Origin of the sequence: Amycolatopsis sp. La24 (assembly GCF_029087445.1) — a bacterium.
Classification (GTDB): domain Bacteria; phylum Actinomycetota; class Actinomycetes; order Mycobacteriales; family Pseudonocardiaceae; genus Amycolatopsis; species Amycolatopsis nivea.
This window is the reverse complement of sequence record NZ_JARACH010000046.1, coordinates 51,467-68,928: the sequence shown is the minus strand read 5'-3', so window position 1 is coordinate 68,928 and position 17,462 is coordinate 51,467. Positions and strand designations below refer to the sequence as shown.

Below are 17,462 nucleotides of genomic sequence, written 5' to 3'. Positions count from 1 at the left end.
CATCTGCGGTTCGGGGGTGCTTGTCAAGGCATCTTTCCCGCCTTGACAAGCACCCCCGAACCGTCAGCACAATCAAGCTTCGGGGTGCCCCACGCAACCAAAGGCCGATGTCGCCGCCAGGCGACGAGCCGCCGAGAAACCCTCAAATCTCCGACCGCTCAGCAACCGCCTCCCACAACGCCCCCAGTTCGTTCAACATCCCCGCGATCTCCCCCCGCCGCTCCTCCGGACACCCCTCAAGCAACGCCTGATCCAGCTTCCGAGTCCGCCGAGTCACCTCGCGGAACGCAGCCAACCCGTCATCCGTCAACGTCAGCACCTTCGCCCGCGCGTCATGCGGCGCAGGCCCCCGGGCAATGAGCCCCCGATTCTCCAACCGCCGGCACACATCAGCCATCGTCGACGTGTCCAGCGCGACCGCCTTGGCCAACGCGGTCTGATCGAACCCGGGATACGCCCGCACCGCCGACAGCACCGCGAACTGAGGCCCCGTCAGCACCGAGTCGACATGCCGATTCCAAGCCGCCAAATACGCCTGGTACAGCCGTCGAGCCCCGTACCCGGGCGCGGCAGCGAGATCCGTCGGAGCCTCCAGGCTCACCCGCCGCCCCGCCCGCGAGCCGCCTTTCGCTGACCCACCCACTGCTGTCGACATCCCTCGACCTTAACTACGCACCCGCGCCCCAGCAGCCCGTCCGGTCCGCCGGAGCCTGTCCCCGCATCGCCCATAATAGTACGTCCTCGGACTAAGTGCGGTTCAGGCAACGCCGGACGGGTTCCGCGGATTCCGGTCAAACAGGGCAGCCCCACCCATCAGAAAGAGCTGCGCGACCACCCGATCCCACCGTCGCTGCTTCCACGCGGCAGCCAGCCGCCCGCGATGCGCCGCCAAGTGGTCAGCCAGCACGTCGTGACCGAGATTGTGCGCCCGCCCGAAATGCCGGTAAGCCGCACGGAAATCCCGCACCGCCAGCGCGGCCCGCCCCCGGTCCATCTCGCCCTCGTACTCAGTGCCTGCCACAGTCCCTCCCCTTACAGCATAGACAAAAACGCGGATTGACGACAGAGAAAGCAATTCGCACAAAGCCGCCACCAGGAACGGAGGAATACCCGACAGTCGAGCGGATCACCGCGAAAACCGCAGGTCACCACTCCGGCCGTGAACTCCCCAGCTCAGGCGTAGTCCCCTCCCACCGCGGCGGGGTCTCGCTCATCCGGATCACCGGACCCAAGCTCTTCAAATCACCATAGATCGTCCCGTCGTCCACCACCGCGTAACGCTCGAATTCCTCGCGCGAAAGACGACCGGGCGCATCCGCGTAGGAGGTCAGCAATCCCTGCCGCTGCAACAACATCGACGACTGGCACAGCGAAACCCGCACGTGATAAGACCCGCCTTCCCGAGCCCGCCGCGCCAAAGCCAGCATCGCGCCGTAGCTTCCCAGGAATCCGGTGAGGAAATCGCACAAATAAACAGGCGTCAACTGTGGACGGTCCCCTCCCTGAATCACACAAGCACCAGTCACAGCTTGCGCGACCTGATCCCATCCAGCACGCATCCCGAACGGACCACCGGAACCGAAGCAGTCCACGCTCACATAAACGATCCCCGGACGCAGCGCCGCGAGATCCTCCGGACCGAAGCCATGAGCCGACATCCGCCCGGGACGATAGCCCTCCACAAAAACATCCGCGGTACTCGCCAAAGAACGCAACCGCGCGGCATCGTCCACAGTGGAGTAATCGAGATTAGTGCTTCGCTTGCCATGACTGGTATCCCGGACGAACGGAGCCACCTGAGGAAGATGCGGAGCCGTCACCATCAGCACATTCGCCCCATGCTCCGCCAAACTCAACGCGGCAGTGGGCCCAGCCAGAATACGGGTCAGGTCCAGGACCCGGACGCCCGACAGCGGCGAAGCACCCGCAGCGGGCAGCGGAGAAGGAGCGCTCTCCCCGATCTTGCTGATCTCGACCACCGGCCGGGAAGCCAGATACGCGCCATGCGGATGCGCGAGCCATTCCTCCGGCGTCCGCACGACTCCCCCACAAGCGCCAGCGGCGGCGATAGCGTCTTCCAGATCTTCGGCCTTCCACTTGGCGACAGCAGCGGCAACCGAGGAAGGCGTCGCCTCGCAATCGAGAACATCCAAAACCCGGCTTTCCAGATGCGGCAGATTGAAATGCGGCAGAAACCACCGTCCATCGGCGGTCGGCCAAGGCTGGGTGAGCGCGACCATGTGCTCAACGGCGGGCGAAAGCGGTGCAGGGCGATATTCGCCGGAAGCGGAACGGACGAGCGTCATGTCTTCGCCGCCCAGAGCGGTGGCCGCGGCGGCGCGGACATCCACCGCGATCTTCTGCCGACGTCCGGTCCGCAGCTCCCACAGATCGTTCGCGGCGACGGCGCGGGCGGCGAGTGCGTCGGCGAGGGTTTCGCCGATCCGGAACGGCGACGCGAAAAGCGGGTCCGAGCCGGTGATCGTGACCTCGTCGGCGGCGGGACGAGGGGCGTCGCGCAAGGTCATCAGTTCGTCGAAGGCGTCCATAGTCATTCCTTTCAGGCCGAAGCGACGTCGACCACGATGCGGCCGGTACCGGAACCGGCCAGGAGCGAAGCGGCTGCGTCCTTGGCGTCGGAGAGCGGGACGACCCGCGTCACGGAGTCCAGGAGCACCGGATCGAGCAACTGCGCCAGGCGCTGCCAGGCGGCCTCGCGACGGAGCGGAGGCGTGCGGACCGAGTCGATCCCGAGCAGGGAGACGCCGCGCAGGATGAACGGCAGGACATTGCCGGGGTACTCGGCGCCTCCGGCGAGTCCGCAGGTCGTCGCGACGCCGGAGTGTTGCAGCCCAGCAAGCGCACCGGCGAGGACGGAGCCGCCGACCGCGTCGAGCACGCCTGCCCAGCGTTGTTTGCCCAACGGCTTGCCAGCAGCAGCGAGTTCGGCGCGGTCGAGGACCTGCGCGGCGCCCAGTGCGGTGAGTTGCGAGGACAGCTCAGCGGGACGGCCAGTGGCGGCGATGACCTCGTACCGAGCCGCCGCGAGCAGCGCTATCGCGATCGAGCCGACGCCGCCGCCCGCGCCGGTGACCAGGATCGGTCCGGTTTCCGGGGCCAGGCCGTGGCGTTCCAGCGCGAGCAGGCTCAGCGCGGCGGTGAACCCGGCGGTGCCGATCGCCGCCGCGCGGAGCGGGCCGAGCTGCGCGGGGACGCGGACGAGGTCGTCGCCGTTGACCGCGGCGAGGCCAGCGAGCCCGCCGTGCAGGTCTTCGCCGAGGCCAGCGCCGTTGAGCGTGACCACGTCGCCCGCCTGCCAGCGCGGATGCCGCGACGCGAGCACCTCGCCGGTCAGGTCGATCCCGACGACGAGCGGATGCCGCCGGACGACGCCGGGGCGGCCGTGCAGCGCGAGCGCGTCCTTGTAGTTGATGCTCGAGCAGCGCACGCGAACGGTGGTGTCGAGGTCGTCCAGCATCGCCGGGTCGAGCCGGTCGAGCGTCGCTCCGGCGGAGTCGCGCGCGATCCAGCCGGGGAAGGCCGTCATCTCCTGGTCCATGCTTCCCACGCTAGAAATCCGGAACCTGACAGGGAAATGCCTGTCACAACGGCGCCATGCACGGCGGGCATAGCTGGGTAGGCTGCCCGGCATGGAGGTCGAACTGCGGCATCTGCGCGCGTTCGTGACGGTCGCGACGTGCGGCACGTTCACGGCCGCGAGCCGCGAACTGCTGATCACCCAGCCGGCGCTCACGCGCACGATCCAGCAGCTCGAGGAGTCGGTCGGCACGCGCCTGCTGGAGCGCACGCCGCACGGCGTCGAACCGACCGAGGCCGGCGGCGAGTTGCTCGGGCGGCTGCACGTCGTGCTGCGCGATCTCGACACCGCGCTCGCCGCGGCGGGCGGGAACGCGGGCCTGCGGATCGGGTTCCAGTGGGCGCTGCCGGATCCGTGGGCGAGCGACCTGCTGACCGCCTTCGAAACCGCGACCGGCGCGACCGCCACCCTCCTGCGCCGCGACGACATCGTGGCCGCCCTGCATTCCGGCGACGTCGACGCGGCGCTGGTGCGCGGCGAGATCGACGCGTCCGGGATCAGCGGAACCTTGCTGTTCGAGGAAGACCGGCTCGCCGCGGTCGCCGCGAGTTCGGAACTGGCGGCGCGCACGGAGCTGGACTGGACCGAACTGGCCGCGCATCCGGTGGTCGTGAACACGGTCAGCGGCGCGACCAGCCCGCTCGACTGGCCGCCGGAAAACCGGCCCGCGCAGGTGATGCAGTGCGGCAGCTACGACGAATGGCTCACGATCATCGCCTCCGGCCGGGCTGTCGGATCGACCACCACCTCGGCCGCGGAAGCGCACACCCACGCGCGCGTCGCGCACCTCCCGCTGCGGAACGCGCCCCGCGTGGCCCTGCGCCTGCTGTGGCCGACGCGCCGGTCAAGCGATCCGCTGCTGCGCCGGTTCAGCGAACTGGCACATTCCGTTCAGCGAGCGTCGTAGTCCGCACGGGCCTTTTCGATCTTCGCCAAATGCTCGACGCTCCATTCCAGCAATGGCGCGGTCGCTTCGCGGAGGGTCCGGCCCATGACCGTCAGCTCGTAGGAAACGTGCGGCGGCATGACATTGTGGACAGTCCGGGTGAGAATCCCGTCGCGCTCCAGATCCCGCAGCGTCACGGTGAGCATCCGCTGGCTGATCCCCTCGATTTCCCTTTTGAGTTCGGTGAACCGCTTCGGCCCGTCACGCAGCATGCGGACGATCAGCAGCGCCCACTTGTCGCCCACGATCTCCAGGACCACGCGGGTCCGGCACACCTCGTCGGCCATGGTTACCTCCGGAGAACCGGGGCACTAATTAGTGCCTTATTGCCCGCCGCGCTGCGGACGATCACGATGGTTCTCAAACAGTACCGGGTTACTTCCGGTAACCGCAAAACCGAGGAATCCTGACTATGACTACGTTTGTGCTGGTGCACGGCGCGTGGCACAGCGGCCGCGCCTGGGACCGGGTCGTCCCGCTGCTGGAAGCTGCCGGGCACCGAGTGCTCGCGCCCTCGCTGACCGGCTACGGCGACAAGAAACACCTGCTCAGCCCCGAAATCGGGCTCGACACCCACGTCCAGGACATCGTGGACCTGCTCCGCGGAGAAGAGGACGTGGTCCTGGTCGGGCACAGTTATGCCGGGCTGGTCATCTCGTCGGCCGCGAACGAGGTGCCGGACCGGGTCGCGGAGCTGGTCTACCTCGACGCGATGGTGCCCGAGGACGGCGAAACCGCGGTCGACGTCCAGCCGGTGAGCCGAAGCCTGATCGAACTCGCCCAGCAGCACGGCGACGGCTGGCGCGTCCCGCCGCTGCCGGAGCGGCCCGCGCCGTTCGGGCTGTTCGGCGTCACCGACCCGGACGACGTCGCCTGGGTGCGCGGAATGCTCTCCGACCAGCCGGTCCGCTGCCTGCAGCAACCGGTACGGCTCGACAATCCGGCCGCGCGAGCGATCCCGCGCACGCACATCCACTGCGTCGGCACGACCCCGGAGGGCATCATCCGCCGCCCGGTCCCCGCGATCCAGCCGAACGGGGCGCCCGCGCAGGTGTGGGAGCTGCCGACCGGGCACGACTGCATGGTGACGATGCCGGTCGAGCTGAGCGAACTGCTGCTGAAGCTCGCCTAGTCCGGATGGCCGAGTGCCCACCGGGCAAACTTGCCCAGTGGGCACTTTTATGGCTACCTTGGGAGCACAGCACCCGGGGGGAAGGACGTCCAGCCATGCCGAAAACCGCCGTGCCGGAAGAAACGAGCCCGTTCACCCGGCGCGTCAAGATCGGCATCGCCGGGGCGTTGTCCGGCATGGCGCTGGGCATGCTCGACAGCTACATCGTCGCCACCGCGCTGCCCAGCATCGCCGCGGACCTCGGCGGACCGGGGTCGATGACCTGGATCATCACCGCCTACGCGCTGGCGATCGCCGCGTCGACCCAGGTGTGGGGCAAGCTCAGCGACCAGTTCGACCGCAAGGCGATGTTCCTGCTGTCGGTGGCCGTCTTCCTGGCCGGATCCATGCTCTGCGGGCTGGCTCCGACCATGGGCGCGCTGATCGGTTTCCGTGCGCTGCAAGGGATCGGGGCCGGCGGACTGCTCGTCGGGGCGATGGCGATGGTCCAGGTTCTGGTGCCGCCCAAGGAATCCACGCGGATCTCCAGCTGGACCGGCCTGCTGCTGGGCCTCTCCCTCGTCGGCGGCCCGCTGGCCGGCGGGTTCCTCACCGACGCGCTCAGCTGGCGCTGGATCTTCTACGTCAACGTCCCGTTCGGACTGTTGTGTCTCATCGGGACAGTCGTCGGGGTCCGGCTTCCGGCGAAAAGCGGGAAGACACGCATCGATTACGGCGGAACGGTTTTACTGGTCGCCGCGGTCGTCTGCCTCACCTTGGCGACCAGTTGGGTCGGCACCCGCTACGCCTGGAACTCGCCGACAATCCTCGGCCTGTGCGCGGCCGCGGTCGCCGCGCTGACCGCGTTCGTGTTGGTGGAACGCCGCTGCCTCGAGCCGCTCGTCCCGTTCCGGATGTTCCGTACCCGCAACTTCGCGCTCGCGCAGGTGCTCGGCTTCGCCTTCAACGTCACCATGGTCGCGACAGTCACCTTTCTCCCGCTGTACTTCCAGAACGCGCGCGACGTGCCGCCGTCGCTCAGCGGGCTGCTGCTGATCCCGATGACCGCCGGGATGGTCGTGGTGATGAACGCGAGTTCGAGATACCTCCGCCGCACCGGCCGTTTCCGGATCCTGCCGATCATCGGCAGCGCCTGCGTCGCCGTCGGGATGGCCGGGGTGTGCTTTCTGGGACCGGACACCGATCCGCTGCTCGCGTCGCTGACCGGACTGCCGCTCGGGGCGGGGCTCGGCTGCCTGATCCAGAACACGATCCTGATCATCCGGCTGAGCATCGAACCCCGAGACCTCGGCGCGGCGCTCGGCCTGGGCTCCCTGACCCGGACGCTCGGCAGCGGCATCGGCGCGGCCCTGTTCGGCTCGCTGTACGTCAGCGCGCTGACCCGAGAGACCCCACCGGCCGCGGTCGCCGACGGCCTGCACGCGGTCGCCAGTGCGACGCTCGTCGTCGCGCTGCTCTCCCTGACGGCCGCGTGCTTCGTCCGCGAAGTCCCGCTCACCGACCGCCCCGCACCGCGCTGACCTGCGGATTCCAGCGGCGCTCCAGACCCGTTCCATACCTTCCCGGCAGCGTCCTCCACGGTGCGTCGCGTCCGCCGGGAGGGTGGGACCGAGGCCAAGGGGGACGAACCGGCCGGGCCAGACCCTCCCGGCCGGTTCGGGCAAGGGCGGTCGCAACCCCAGGCTCCGCCCTTGCCCGCTCTTCACCGCTCGCGGCGGGTGCGATTTCACTCGCCGCACCGCCTCGATCGCTGCGTTTCACTCGTTGCACCGCCTTGATTCGCCACGATCCCGATCGCAGCGCCGCCCGCAACGCCGCACTTCCGCTCGCGACATTGCCCCGAGTGCCGCACCGCCCCGATCGCCATTCCGATCGCCGTGCCACCCCGGCTGCCTCGATCCCGATCGCCGCATCGCCCGATCGCCGCGGCGCCGCGGCGTGGCGGCGTGGCGGCGTGGCGGCGTGGCGGCGTGGCTGGCCGGAGTAGTCGGAGCGACCGAGACGGGGCCGAGCCAGCCATGGCCGCCACGACGTGCTCCCCCGAGCAGTTCCCGTCCGCCGCACCCACCGATCCGCCTCGGCCGCCACCGGTGGTCAGCCGACCGCGCGCTCCAGCAACACCTCCGCAGCCGCACGCGCATGACGGCCGTAGCTCGGATCGCCGAGAACCATCGCTCGGCTCGCGGCTCCGTCGGCCAGCGTCACCAGTTGCTCGGCGAGCGCGGCGGGATCGGCGGCCCCCAGTTCCGAAACCAGGTCGGTGACCAGCCGGAGCATCAGCAGTTTCTGCTCCCGCGCGTACGCGTGCACCGCGCTGGCCGGGTCCGGGTACTCCGCCGCCGCGTCCACGAACAGGCAGCCGCGCACCGGTTCGGCGTCCGGCAGGTCGAACATCGCCAGAAGCCGTTGCCGCGCAGGGAGATCCGCGCGGGTCAGCACGTCGTGCAGGGTGTCGCCGGAGCGGACGAGGTCCCGCAGATATGCGACGACCAGATCGTCCTTGACCGGGAAATGCAGGTACAGCGTCCGCTTCGACACCGGGGCCGCGGCGGCGACCTGCTCCATCGTCGTGCCGGTGATGCCCTGGCGGGCGAACAGGTCCGCGGCGGCCGCCAGCACGCGTTCGCGTCCGCCGCGACCGGCCCGGCGGGCCTTCTCCTCGACCATGCGGCCAAGTGTACAGAAGCGTTTACTTAAGCCGTCGCAGCCTGCTACCGTGCTTAGGTACACGAGAACGTTTACTTAAGGAGGCACTCCCGATGCCCGAACTCGCCGACGCCGCCGCGACCCTGATCCGCGGGCGGCGCGCGACCCGGTCGTTCCGGCCCGATCCCGTTCCGGACCGCACCCTGCGCGAGATCTTCGACCTCGCCGCCTCCGCGCCGTCCAATTCCAACGCGCAGCCGTGGCAGGTCGAGGTCGTCAGCGGAGCCAAGCGAGACGAACTCGCCGACGCGCTGGTCGCCGCACACCAGCAGGGCCGCCGGTCGGTCGATTTTCCGTACAGCGAAGCCATTTACGAAGCCGTGCACCAGAAGCGCCGAGCCGCGGCGGGCGGCGCGTTGTACGGCGCGCTGCGGATCGGTTTCGACGACCACGACGCGCGCGCCGCCTACGACACCGAAAGCCTGCGCTTCTACGGCGCCCCGCACGTCGCGCTGCTGTTCGCCCCGGACACCGCCGAAGCCAGGCTCGCGGCGGACGTCGGGATGTACGGGCAGACCTTGCTGCTGGCCATGCAGGCACACGGAGTTTCCAGCTGCCCGCAAGGATTGCTGAGCTTCTACGCGGACACGGTCCGGGAAACGCTCGGCCTCGACCGCGGGAAGCTGCTGTTCGGGATCTCGTTCGGGTACGCCGACCGCGCCGCGCCGGTCAACCGGTTCGCCGTCGGACGCGCCCCGCTCGCCGAGACCACCCGCTTCCACGCCTGATCTCGTCTCGACCGGAATCTCCCGAAAAGATTGCCGGGCCGCCGCGCGGGTACTCCGGTCCGGGGAGGTGCCGATGGACGTACCGACACTCGGCGTCGAGGAAGAATTCCTGCTCGCCGCGCCGGACGACGGCCGTCCGCTGCCCGTCGCGGACGAGGTTCTCGGGAAGGTCGGGCGGCTCGCGGACGGGGCGGCCGTCCATCGGGAACTGCGCGCGACCCAGGTGGAACACGCCACCGGCGTCTGCACGACCGCGGCGCAGCTTCGCGACCAGCTGTGCCGCGGCCGGCTGGCGTTGTCCCGCGCCGCGACCGACGCCGGCTGCGCGATCCTCGCCACCGGAAGCCCGGTCGGCCCCCTCCGCTCCCCCGCCGAGCCACTGCCGCCGGACCGCTACGCGCGGATCGACGCGCACTACGGCGATCTGGCCGCCGATTACGAAGCCTGCGGCTGCCATGTGCACGTCGGAGTCCCGGACGCGGACACCGCGGTAGCGGTCGTGAATCACCTCGCGCGATGGCTGCCGACGCTGCTCGCGCTGTCGGCCAACTCACCGTTCGACCGCGGCCGGGACACCGGGCTCCACAGCTGGAGAATGGCGCTGCAGACCCGTTTTCCCGGCTCCGGCCTCTCCCCGCACGCGAGGTCCCACGCCGAGCATTCGCGGCTCGTCGACTCGCTCGTGGAGTGCGGGGCGCTGGTGGATCGCGAGCAGACGTTCTGGCTCGCCTGGCCTTCGCCGCGCTATCCGACAGTGGAGCTGCGGGTCGCCGACGTGCCGCTGACCGTCGACGGCGCGCTCGTTCAGGCAGTCCTCTCGCGGGCACTGGTCGCGACCGCACTCGCTGACCTGGAACGCGGCATCGAAGCAGCCCCGCTCGACACGCAGATCGGTTCAGCGGCGGTGTGGGCGGCGACGCGGCACGGGCTCACCGGCGCCCTCGTCGACCCGGTCCGCGAGAGACCGCTGCCCGCCGCCGAAGCCGTCGCCGATCTGCTCCGCCATGCCGGACCCGCCCTCCGAGCGGCCGGAGACCACGACCTCGCCCACCGGCTCGTCCAAGCCGTGCTGCGGGACGGCACCGGCTCGGCCGCGCAACGGAAAGCCGGGCCGGACGGAGTCGTCGCGATGCTCACCGCGCGCACCGTCCCACGCGTGACCTCGCTCCAGACGGGTACCCGGGGACAATGACGACCTCCCTCACCGCACTGCCGACCGCGCGCGGACCGGTCTCCGCGGCACTGCTGGAAATCCTGCGGGATCCGGCCGTCCAGACCGCGGTCGACCTCCGCGACGCCGACCCGTTCGGCGACGATCTCCACCTCGCCCTGCACCTCTGCTACGAACTGCACTACCGCGGGCTGCCCGGCGTCGACGCGGACCGCGAGTGGGACACCGCGCTGCTGAAAATCCGGGCAGAGCTGGAGAACACGTTCCGTTCCGCGTTGCGCGACGCGGTTCCCGGCGGCTCCGACGTGGACGCCGAACTCGACGAACTGCTGACCGAACGCGACGCCGACGGAGCGGTCGGTTTCCTGCTGGCCGAGGGCGAATGGTGGCATGTCAAGGAACTGTTCGCGCACCGGTCGATCTACCACCTCAAGGAAGCCGATCCGCACGCGTGGGTCATCCCGCGGCTGTCCGGTCCGGCGAAGGCCGGGCTGGTGGCAGTGGAGTTCGACGAGTTCGGCGGCGGCCGCGCCGACCGGGTGCACGCGAAGCTGTTCGCGGACCTGCTCGCGGCGGCGGACCTGCCCGACGGGTACCTGGCGCTGCTGGAGCACGTTCCGGGGCCGATGCTCGCGCTGGTCAACATGATGTCGATGTTCGGCCTGCACCGGGCGTCGCGCGGGGCGCTGGTCGGGCACTTCGCCGCCGCGGAGATCACCACCGCCCCGGGCGCGCAGCGGATGGACCGGATCCTGCGCCGCCTCGGCGCGCCCGAAGCCTGCCGGTTCTTCTACACCGAACACATCGAGGCCGACGCGGTGCACGAACAGGTCATGCGGCACGACGTCGTGGGCGGATTGCTCGCCGCGGAACCGGAACTGGCGGCGGACGTCGTGTTCGGGATCCAGGCCACCGGGTTCCTGGAAGCACAACTCGACCAGCACCTGCTCGGCTGCTGGCAGGACGGACTGTCCTCGCTGCGCCAGCCGCTGCCTTGAGGACAACGGCCTGGTCGCGCACCCGCGACCAGGCCGCCGCAGGGTCAGCCAGTGCCGCGGACCCGCTTCCGATGACTCGCGTCGCACCACGGAAACCTCTTGCTGCGCCGGCAAGCGCACACCGCGACGACGAACCGGTCCGACCGCGCCGTGCCCCCGTCCGGAGTGGACACCTCGACCGGTCCCTCCACCAGGACCGGCCCGCCCGGCACCACCCGGACCCGGCGTTCATCGCGCGGCACGGAGCACCACCAGTTCCTCCGTGCGGTCGCCGGGCCGCACGAAACCGCGTTCGATCAAGAACTCAAGGCGTCCGGAGACCACCGGTCCGAACGGCACTTCCGCCCGCGCCAGCACCTCGCTGCGCAACCCTCCCGCAGCCAGCGCGAACCGGGTTTTGTCCACATCGGACATCGTCGACTGCACCAGGTACAGCGCACCAGTACGGGTCAGCAGCGAAGGAGCGGCGGCGCACAGCGGGTCCAGCATCGCGCGACCATCCGGCCCCGCGTCCCAAGCGCGAGTCGAGCGGACGGTCGGCGTCGGCGAAGGCACATACGGAGGATTGGCGACCACGACGTCGTACGGTCCGGCTTCGACGGTTTCCTCAAGCCCGCCGCGGAGCAGTCCGATCGGGAGCGCGCGCAGCACGGTGTTCATCCACGCGGAAGCCAAGGCCCGCATGGAGATGTCCGCCGCGACGACCGCGGCTCCGGTCCGGGCCAAGGCGATGGCCAGCGCACCGCTGCCGGTTCCCACGTCCGCGCACCGCATTCCGCACCCGATGCGCGTGTCCGCCAACAACACGCTCGAAAGCAAGGCGGTGTCCTCTTGCGGACGGTAGACCCCCGGCAGCCGGAATACTCTGCCCAGCGGCCGGGCCTCCGTTTCAGTGCGCACAGACGTCGTCATGGCGGTCCTCCATCTCGGTCGGGCCGCCGGGATACCCCCGTCCGGTCTGGCCAAACCGCGATTTCCGCCGCACCGCCCCGAAAACGGCCGGTCACCCGGGCGCGTGCCGGTAGCAGCGCTGCTCGACGATCTCCCCGTCGCCGTTGGCCTTGGGCTCGCCGTGGACGTAATGGCCGACCCCGCGCGCCCGCGCCATTTCCCGGCCCACCGACACCGCGTCCGCGCGGCGCGCCGCGGTGTTCGCCACCCGCCGGATCCCCTCGATCCGGTTCTTCCACAGCCCGCCCTCGCGACTGGTGTGAATGTCCCCTTCGGCCATCCCGCGCCTCCTTCCGCCTCGCCCGCCGGATACCCGATGCCCCCGCGGGCAACCGGGTTGCCGGGGCCGCCACCGGGTACCCGAACCGGGAACGGAAGGAGCGAAACCATGACCGAACCGCGCGAATCCGACGACGTCTACGGCGACACCCCGGAAGAAGAACGCGAGACCATCCGCGGCGAACAGGGCACGTCCGGCGACGAGCACGACGACTCCGACCCGCAGCAGGGCCGGTGAACCTCAGCGGGACGATTCGCAGGCTTCCCGCGCCGGCACCCCGCAGCCGAGCCGGGCCCAGACCGTCTTGCCGCCGGAATGCTCGTGCACTCCCCAGTCGTCGGCGAGCCGGTCGACGAGCAGCATCCCCCGGCCGCGCGCCCGGTCGAAGTCCGGCGGGCGGACCTCCGGGCGGCCGGGCTCGGGGTCGTCCACTTCGATCACCACGACGCAGGGCCGCGACAGGACGGTCAGCCGCGCGTACGACGGGCCCGACGTGTGCTCGTAGGCGTTCGACGCGAGTTCCTCGACCACCATCAGGACGTCCGCGAGATGGTCCGGGGACAGATGCCCCAGCGACTTGCCCGCCCAGGCGCGCAGGCTCGGCAGCGTCGCGACCCCGGTGCCCCGCAGGTCCAGCGCCCAGGGTGCGTCGCCCTCCCCGGAGTCCGGGCCGGTCACCGCCGGTCCCTCGTCCGGCCAGAACAACACAACCACTCTCCCGCCGACTGCGCGACGGAGTACGGGCTCGCGCCGGAAAACGCCGCAGCGTTTCGCCGCCCCTCGCCGCAGCCGCTTGACATCACGTGGGGAAGTCCCTTTCTCGCGCTCCACTCCGCCGGTGCCCAAACGGGCGTACCCGGACGGGGCCGACTTCACACCTGCTGGCGCGCATCTCTGGACCCCGGGGCCGGTTCGGCTACTGTCGCTGCATGCCGTCTCACGCGCCGGAGCCCGAATCGCGGGCTCGCCTCGCCGAAATCCTCGGCCCCGGGGCGAGCAACGCCGCGCTCGGCGAGGAGCTCACCAAGATCCTCACCCGGGCTTGCGCCGTCCTCGACGTCGACACCGCCACCGTGCTGCGGCACGATGCCCGGTGGCAGCGCCTGGTCGCCGTCGCGGCCGCCGGACTCGAGGAGGAGATCTACCAGGGAGTCCAGGTGCCGGTCGGCGCGGGGTTCGCCGGCGCCGTCGCCGCGCGCCGGGAGCCGGTCGTCATCGACCAGGTCGACAAGACCACGGTGCTGAATGCGCTGCTGTCCGAACGCGGCCTGCACACCATGCTCGGCGTCCCGATGCTGGCCGGCACCGAACTGGTCGGCGTGCTGCACATCGGAGCCGTGCGGGACCGCCGGTTCACCACCACCGACATCGAAACCCTGCGGCTGCTGGCCGACCGGCTGGCCGCCGTGCTGCAGGCGGAGATCATGCACCAGAACCAGGCCGCGACCATCGCGCTGCAGCGCAGCCTCCTGCCGGGCGTGCTGCCCGTCATCGACGGCCTGCGCCTGGCCGCGCGCTACGTGCCGGGCGCGGAGGCCGGGCTCGGCGGCGACTGGTACGACGTGTTCCGGCTTCCCGGGGGCCAGACCGGCATCGTGATGGGCGACGTGTCCGGGCACGGCCTCGAAGCCGCGGTCATCATGGGGCGGCTCCGCAGCGCGCTGCGGGCCTACGCGCTCGACTGCGACGATCCCGCGACCGTCCTCGCCAAGCTCGACCGCAAAGCGAACCACTTCGAACACGGAGTGATGGCGACGGTCGCGTACGGCATCCTCCGGCCCGGCCACGGCAGCATGGCGCTGTCGCTCGCCGGGCACCTGCCGCCGGTCGTCGCGGCGCCGGGCGAACCGGCGCGGCTCGTGCCCGCCCCGCCGGACCCGCCGGTCGGCCTGACCGTCGGGGCCACCGTCGAACGGCGCACCACCACGGTGGAGCTGGTGCCGGGAGCCGTCGCCGCGTTCTACACCGACGGTCTCGTGGAGCGCCGCGACCGGCTCGTCGACACCGGCATGGACCAGCTCGCCGAGCTGGTCCGGCCGGAGGACCCGGAACTGGCCTGCGCCCGGATCATGGCCGCGATGGTGGGATCGCGGCCCCCGCAGGACGACGTCGCACTTGTGGTGCTCCAGCGCACTGCGGGGGCGCACTGATCACTCCGCGGCCAGCGCCTCGTCGAGCGTGCGGTACAGCGGGAGACTCTGCTCCAGCCCGGTGAGCTGGATCGGCCGCAACGTCGCACGGCCGGACGCCACGATCCGCACCTGCGTCCCCTCCGGCGCCTCCCGGCACGCGGCCAGCAGGACGGTCAGTCCCGCCGAGGCGAGGAAATCGACCCCTGTCAGGTCCAGTACCAGCACCGGGGGCTTCCCGGTGAGGGTCTCGGCGACCGCGGCCGTCAATTTCGGGGCGGTCCCGAGGTCCAGGTCCCCGTTCAGGGCCAGCACCGCCGCGGGCGAGCGGTCGGCCCGTTCGATCGACAGCGAACCCGGCGGGTCGATCACCGGGTCGGTCAGCTCACTCATCGCTCTTTCCCTCCTCAGGAAGCCCGGAACGCCTGCGTCCGGGCAGGAAAAGTACGCGGCTGGCTGCTCAACCGCGAATAGCATGCCTTACGGACGGCGGCTCGCACGAATGCCGCCGCGGGAAATGATCTCGGATCCCGGGAACGTCGGCAGCGCGGGGCCCCCGGGAAGAGACGTTCGGCTCATTGCGCGCGGTTTTCGCCCTTCGCGGACGGGGCTGTTCGGGTGCTGGCTTGCCCGCCCCGGGGACGCGGCAGGCCACGGTCCGGGCGGTTCGCGCCGATCCTCCAGCGGGAGACCTTTCGCGGCTGAATGCGCATGGATGTGCTGTTGGCCGCCGCCCGCGCGGACCGGCCCGCCACCGAACGCGTCGAACACCACGCCCGCTCAACGCACGCCGAGCCACCATCGGCCGCTGCCCATGCGACCTGATCCGCAACCCCGCAGCCTGGACTCCCCACTCGTTCACCGCGCACCGAGACACCATCGGCCGCCGACGTTCACGGGGCCGGATGCGCAACGTCGCAACCCGGACACCGCTCCCGCTCCCCCGCGCGGAGACAGCACCCGCCGCCCACGCGAACCGGCGCTCAGCGCAACCCGAACACCACTCCCCCTCATCGCGCACGACCGCGCCGCTGCCCGGCCGCGTTCTCGCGCAGCCGGTTCGCGTGTTCGCCGATCTCCCCGACGCGATCCGCCAGCGCCGCGTGCCGCGGTTCGAGATGCGCGCGCACGTCGGCCAGCGGCGGCAGCAGATTAGTGACGTCGTCGTCGCCCAGCGCGACGCTGAGCCGGTCGGCGCTTTCCTGTCCGGCGGGGTCCAGGCCGGGCGCGGCGCTCGCCTCCGCGGCCAGCCGGCGCAGCACCGCGGCGTTGCGCCGGGCCCAGTCCGCGACTGCCCGGTCTCCCGCGCGGCGGCCGCGTTCCGCGTCGACACGGGCTTCGCCGGTAGCCTCTCCGGTCGCCGACGGCCGCAGCCGCAGGTACCGGCGTTCGGCCGCCTGCCTGCTCGCCACGCCCAGCGCCGGGGCCAGCGCCGCCCAGCTCGCGCCCGCCGCGCGCGCGGCCGCGATCAGTTCCGGTTCCCATTCTCCGAGCTGGTCGCGCAGCGCCCGCAGCGCGGAAAGCGCGGCCATCGACCGGTCGGCCGCCGCTCCGCCGTCCCGGGCGGCCAGCACCGCGTCGCGGACGCCCTGGATCAGCAGGCCGGGGTCCACCTCCGCCATCGCGTCATCCTCTCGACGACTTGGCAGTTGTCATCGTTTCGATGACATGCTAGAAGAAAAGAGCGTCCCCTGTCGAGCGGCGGAGGTGAGTCCGATGTCCTGCCGAGCACGCGGGCCGATTCCCCGCGTTCCGCAGGTTTCCCGTGCCCCTTCACCGGGAATCAGGTCCGGACCGCCCGCAAGGGCGCGTTCCGGCCGCTAGCCGGAAAACCCCGCCGCGCCGCCGGATGCGGCCCGTGGCGCGGAGCAGGCCACCCCTGGTCCGTGCCAGTCCTTCGCGCGAGAAAGGCGTTGTCCCCGTGTCCCTGCCGCTGCACACCGCCCAGACCGGCCCGTCGCACCCCGCTTCGGTGCGCTTGTGGAACTACCTCGCCGACGTCACCGCCGCACTGGGCATCGGCCTCGAGTCCTGCACCGTCGACCACGACACCCCGGTGTCGGCCTACGTCGCGCTCGACGGCCACCTGCCCGCCTACCCCGGCCGCGACGTCGCCCTGCTGTGGGACGAGATCCACGGCTGGGCCGCCGCCGTGGAAACGCATTCCGGCGAGGACCTCATCGTCATCCGCTACCTGGGCGGGTCCACGGTCGCGCCGCCCGCGTCCCGCGTCGCCGAGTTCGCGGCCGCGGTCCGCGACGACGACCACCGGATCGGCTGCCTCGCGCCGCCCGAAATCCGGACGCTGGGCACGCCTGCCGAGCTCGACGCCATCCTGCGCGATGCGGGCTGAACCGGGCGGCGCACCGTCCATGAGCGTCCACTGTGGACTCCCCCGTTTCACGCCGCCTCGCGACGGGTAGCCAAGATCATGAGCGAGTTCGAAGCGCAGCGAAGGATGCCCGCGCCCGCGGAACGGGTGTACGCCGTCGCGTCCGATGCCGCGCACCAGGACGAATGGCTGCCGGAGCCGGTCGCCGCGCCCCTGGCCGGGCGCCGTGACCGGCTGCGGCTCGAATGGGACGGCGGCTGGCTCCAGATCGCGTCCGGCGCGGCGGGCACGAGCCACGCGACGCTGCACCTGTTGGTCCCGGCCGGACCCGGCCGCGACGACGTCCCGGCGCGCATCCGCGAGTCCCTCGACCGCCTCGCCGTTTTGTCCGGCTCGCCCGGCTGAAACCGTCCACAAGGGACTCGGCCCGGATCGTTTTCCGTCGCACGGAACAGGAACGGCACCGCGCGCTTCGGATCGGCTACTCTGCG

Annotated in this window: 22 protein-coding genes; 10 read left to right on the top strand and 12 right to left on the bottom strand. The window is 70.9% G+C overall.

Annotation, left to right across the window (positions count from 1 at the left end):
- Positions 1–142: 142 nt before the first annotated feature.
- The 4 genes from PUT80_RS32855 to PUT80_RS32840 form a co-directional block, all read right to left on the bottom strand.
- Positions 143–655, bottom strand: a complete 513-nt coding sequence (locus PUT80_RS32855) for a MarR family winged helix-turn-helix transcriptional regulator (protein WP_051172465.1) — start codon at positions 653–655, stop codon at positions 143–145.
- Between the two features lie 102 nt (positions 656–757).
- Positions 758–1,021, bottom strand: coding sequence for a DUF3703 domain-containing protein (locus PUT80_RS32850; protein ID WP_275294492.1), 264 nt, complete (start codon positions 1,019–1,021; stop codon positions 758–760).
- A gap of 124 nt (positions 1,022–1,145) precedes the next feature.
- On the bottom strand, positions 1,146–2,549 hold the full coding sequence (locus tag PUT80_RS32845) for a CoA transferase (protein WP_275294491.1): 1,404 nt from the start codon (positions 2,547–2,549) through the stop codon (positions 1,146–1,148).
- Positions 2,550–2,560: 11 nt separating this feature from the next.
- Positions 2,561–3,559: an acryloyl-CoA reductase gene (locus PUT80_RS32840; RefSeq protein WP_275294490.1), complete on the bottom strand. Its 999-nt coding sequence runs from the start codon at positions 3,557–3,559 to the stop codon at positions 2,561–2,563.
- Positions 3,560–3,650: 91 nt separating this feature from the next.
- Between PUT80_RS32840 and PUT80_RS32835 the strand changes: the two genes are divergently transcribed.
- On the top strand, positions 3,651–4,505 hold the full coding sequence (locus tag PUT80_RS32835; protein WP_275294489.1) for a LysR family transcriptional regulator: 855 nt from the start codon (positions 3,651–3,653) through the stop codon (positions 4,503–4,505).
- Here PUT80_RS32835 and PUT80_RS32830 read toward each other — a convergent pair.
- Complete coding sequence (locus tag PUT80_RS32830; RefSeq protein ID WP_037813190.1) at positions 4,490–4,831, bottom strand: helix-turn-helix domain-containing protein; 342 nt, start codon at positions 4,829–4,831, stop codon at positions 4,490–4,492. The genes PUT80_RS32835 and PUT80_RS32830 overlap by 16 nt on opposite strands.
- A 125-nt stretch (positions 4,832–4,956) precedes the next feature.
- On the opposite strand from PUT80_RS32830, the gene PUT80_RS32825 reads away from it, so the two are divergent.
- Positions 4,957–5,676, top strand: coding sequence for an alpha/beta fold hydrolase (locus tag PUT80_RS32825; RefSeq protein WP_037813192.1), 720 nt, complete (start codon positions 4,957–4,959; stop codon positions 5,674–5,676).
- Between the two features lie 95 nt (positions 5,677–5,771).
- Positions 5,772–7,196 carry an MFS transporter gene (locus PUT80_RS32820; RefSeq protein WP_275294488.1) on the top strand — a complete coding sequence of 475 codons (1,425 nt, stop codon included), beginning with the start codon at positions 5,772–5,774 and terminating at the stop codon, positions 7,194–7,196.
- 574 nt (positions 7,197–7,770) lie between these two features.
- Here the strand turns inward: PUT80_RS32820 and PUT80_RS32815 are convergent.
- A complete protein-coding gene (locus PUT80_RS32815) occupies positions 7,771–8,343 on the bottom strand; it encodes a TetR family transcriptional regulator (protein ID WP_275294487.1) in 573 nt (190 codons plus the stop codon).
- 92 nt (positions 8,344–8,435) lie between these two features.
- On the opposite strand from PUT80_RS32815, the gene PUT80_RS32810 reads away from it, so the two are divergent.
- The 3 genes from PUT80_RS32810 to PUT80_RS32800 all read left to right on the top strand — a co-directional run bounded on the left by PUT80_RS32810 (position 8,436) and on the right by PUT80_RS32800 (position 11,279).
- Positions 8,436–9,110: a nitroreductase gene (locus PUT80_RS32810; protein ID WP_275294486.1), complete on the top strand. Its 675-nt coding sequence runs from the start codon at positions 8,436–8,438 to the stop codon at positions 9,108–9,110.
- Between the two features lie 73 nt (positions 9,111–9,183).
- Positions 9,184–10,302, top strand: a complete 1,119-nt coding sequence (locus PUT80_RS32805) for a glutamate--cysteine ligase (RefSeq protein ID WP_275294485.1) — start codon at positions 9,184–9,186, stop codon at positions 10,300–10,302.
- Positions 10,299–11,279 (top strand): iron-containing redox enzyme family protein, encoded by a 981-nt coding sequence (locus PUT80_RS32800; RefSeq protein WP_037813202.1) that lies wholly within the window; start codon positions 10,299–10,301, stop codon positions 11,277–11,279. Before PUT80_RS32805 ends, PUT80_RS32800 begins: the two co-directional genes overlap by 4 nt.
- A gap of 44 nt (positions 11,280–11,323) precedes the next feature.
- Here the strand turns inward: PUT80_RS32800 and PUT80_RS32795 are convergent, their stop codons facing one another.
- The 3 genes from PUT80_RS32795 to PUT80_RS32785 form a co-directional block, all read right to left on the bottom strand.
- Positions 11,324–11,521 carry a CDGSH iron-sulfur domain-containing protein gene (locus tag PUT80_RS32795; protein ID WP_037813204.1) on the bottom strand — a complete coding sequence of 66 codons (198 nt, stop codon included), beginning with the start codon at positions 11,519–11,521 and terminating at the stop codon, positions 11,324–11,326.
- A complete protein-coding gene (locus tag PUT80_RS32790; protein WP_238606986.1) occupies positions 11,508–12,191 on the bottom strand; it encodes a methyltransferase in 684 nt (227 codons plus the stop codon). The genes PUT80_RS32795 and PUT80_RS32790 overlap by 14 nt, the downstream gene beginning before the upstream one ends.
- Before the next feature lie 91 nt (positions 12,192–12,282).
- Positions 12,283–12,510, bottom strand: coding sequence for a DUF2188 domain-containing protein (locus PUT80_RS32785; RefSeq protein ID WP_275294484.1), 228 nt, complete (start codon positions 12,508–12,510; stop codon positions 12,283–12,285).
- A 108-nt stretch (positions 12,511–12,618) separates the two neighbouring features.
- Between PUT80_RS32785 and PUT80_RS32780 the strand changes: the two genes are divergently transcribed.
- Positions 12,619–12,747, top strand: a complete 129-nt coding sequence (locus PUT80_RS32780; RefSeq protein ID WP_268744698.1) for a hypothetical protein — start codon at positions 12,619–12,621, stop codon at positions 12,745–12,747.
- A 3-nt stretch (positions 12,748–12,750) separates the two neighbouring features.
- Here PUT80_RS32780 and PUT80_RS32775 read toward each other — a convergent pair whose 3' ends face one another.
- Positions 12,751–13,218, bottom strand: a complete 468-nt coding sequence (locus tag PUT80_RS32775; protein WP_275294483.1) for an ATP-binding protein — start codon at positions 13,216–13,218, stop codon at positions 12,751–12,753.
- 221 nt (positions 13,219–13,439) lie between these two features.
- On the opposite strand from PUT80_RS32775, the gene PUT80_RS32770 reads away from it, so the two are divergent.
- Complete coding sequence (locus tag PUT80_RS32770) at positions 13,440–14,660, top strand: GAF domain-containing SpoIIE family protein phosphatase (protein WP_275294482.1); 1,221 nt, start codon at positions 13,440–13,442, stop codon at positions 14,658–14,660.
- On the opposite strand, the gene PUT80_RS32765 is transcribed toward PUT80_RS32770, so the two are convergent.
- Together PUT80_RS32765 and PUT80_RS32760 are read right to left on the bottom strand one after the other, a co-directional pair.
- On the bottom strand, positions 14,661–15,032 hold the full coding sequence (locus tag PUT80_RS32765) for an STAS domain-containing protein (protein WP_051728972.1): 372 nt from the start codon (positions 15,030–15,032) through the stop codon (positions 14,661–14,663).
- A 617-nt stretch (positions 15,033–15,649) separates the two neighbouring features.
- The gene (locus PUT80_RS32760) at positions 15,650–16,261 is read right to left on the bottom strand and encodes an HSP18 transcriptional regulator (RefSeq protein WP_275294481.1); all 612 of its coding nucleotides are present in this window, start codon (positions 16,259–16,261) and stop codon (positions 15,650–15,652) included.
- A gap of 305 nt (positions 16,262–16,566) precedes the next feature.
- Between PUT80_RS32760 and PUT80_RS32755 the strand changes: the two genes are divergently transcribed.
- Both PUT80_RS32755 and PUT80_RS32750 read left to right on the top strand, forming a co-directional pair.
- A complete protein-coding gene (locus PUT80_RS32755; protein ID WP_275294495.1) occupies positions 16,567–16,992 on the top strand; it encodes a DUF6292 family protein in 426 nt (141 codons plus the stop codon).
- A 78-nt stretch (positions 16,993–17,070) separates the two neighbouring features.
- A complete protein-coding gene (locus PUT80_RS32750; protein WP_275294480.1) occupies positions 17,071–17,376 on the top strand; it encodes an SRPBCC family protein in 306 nt (101 codons plus the stop codon).
- The last annotated feature ends 86 nt before the right edge of the window (positions 17,377–17,462 follow it).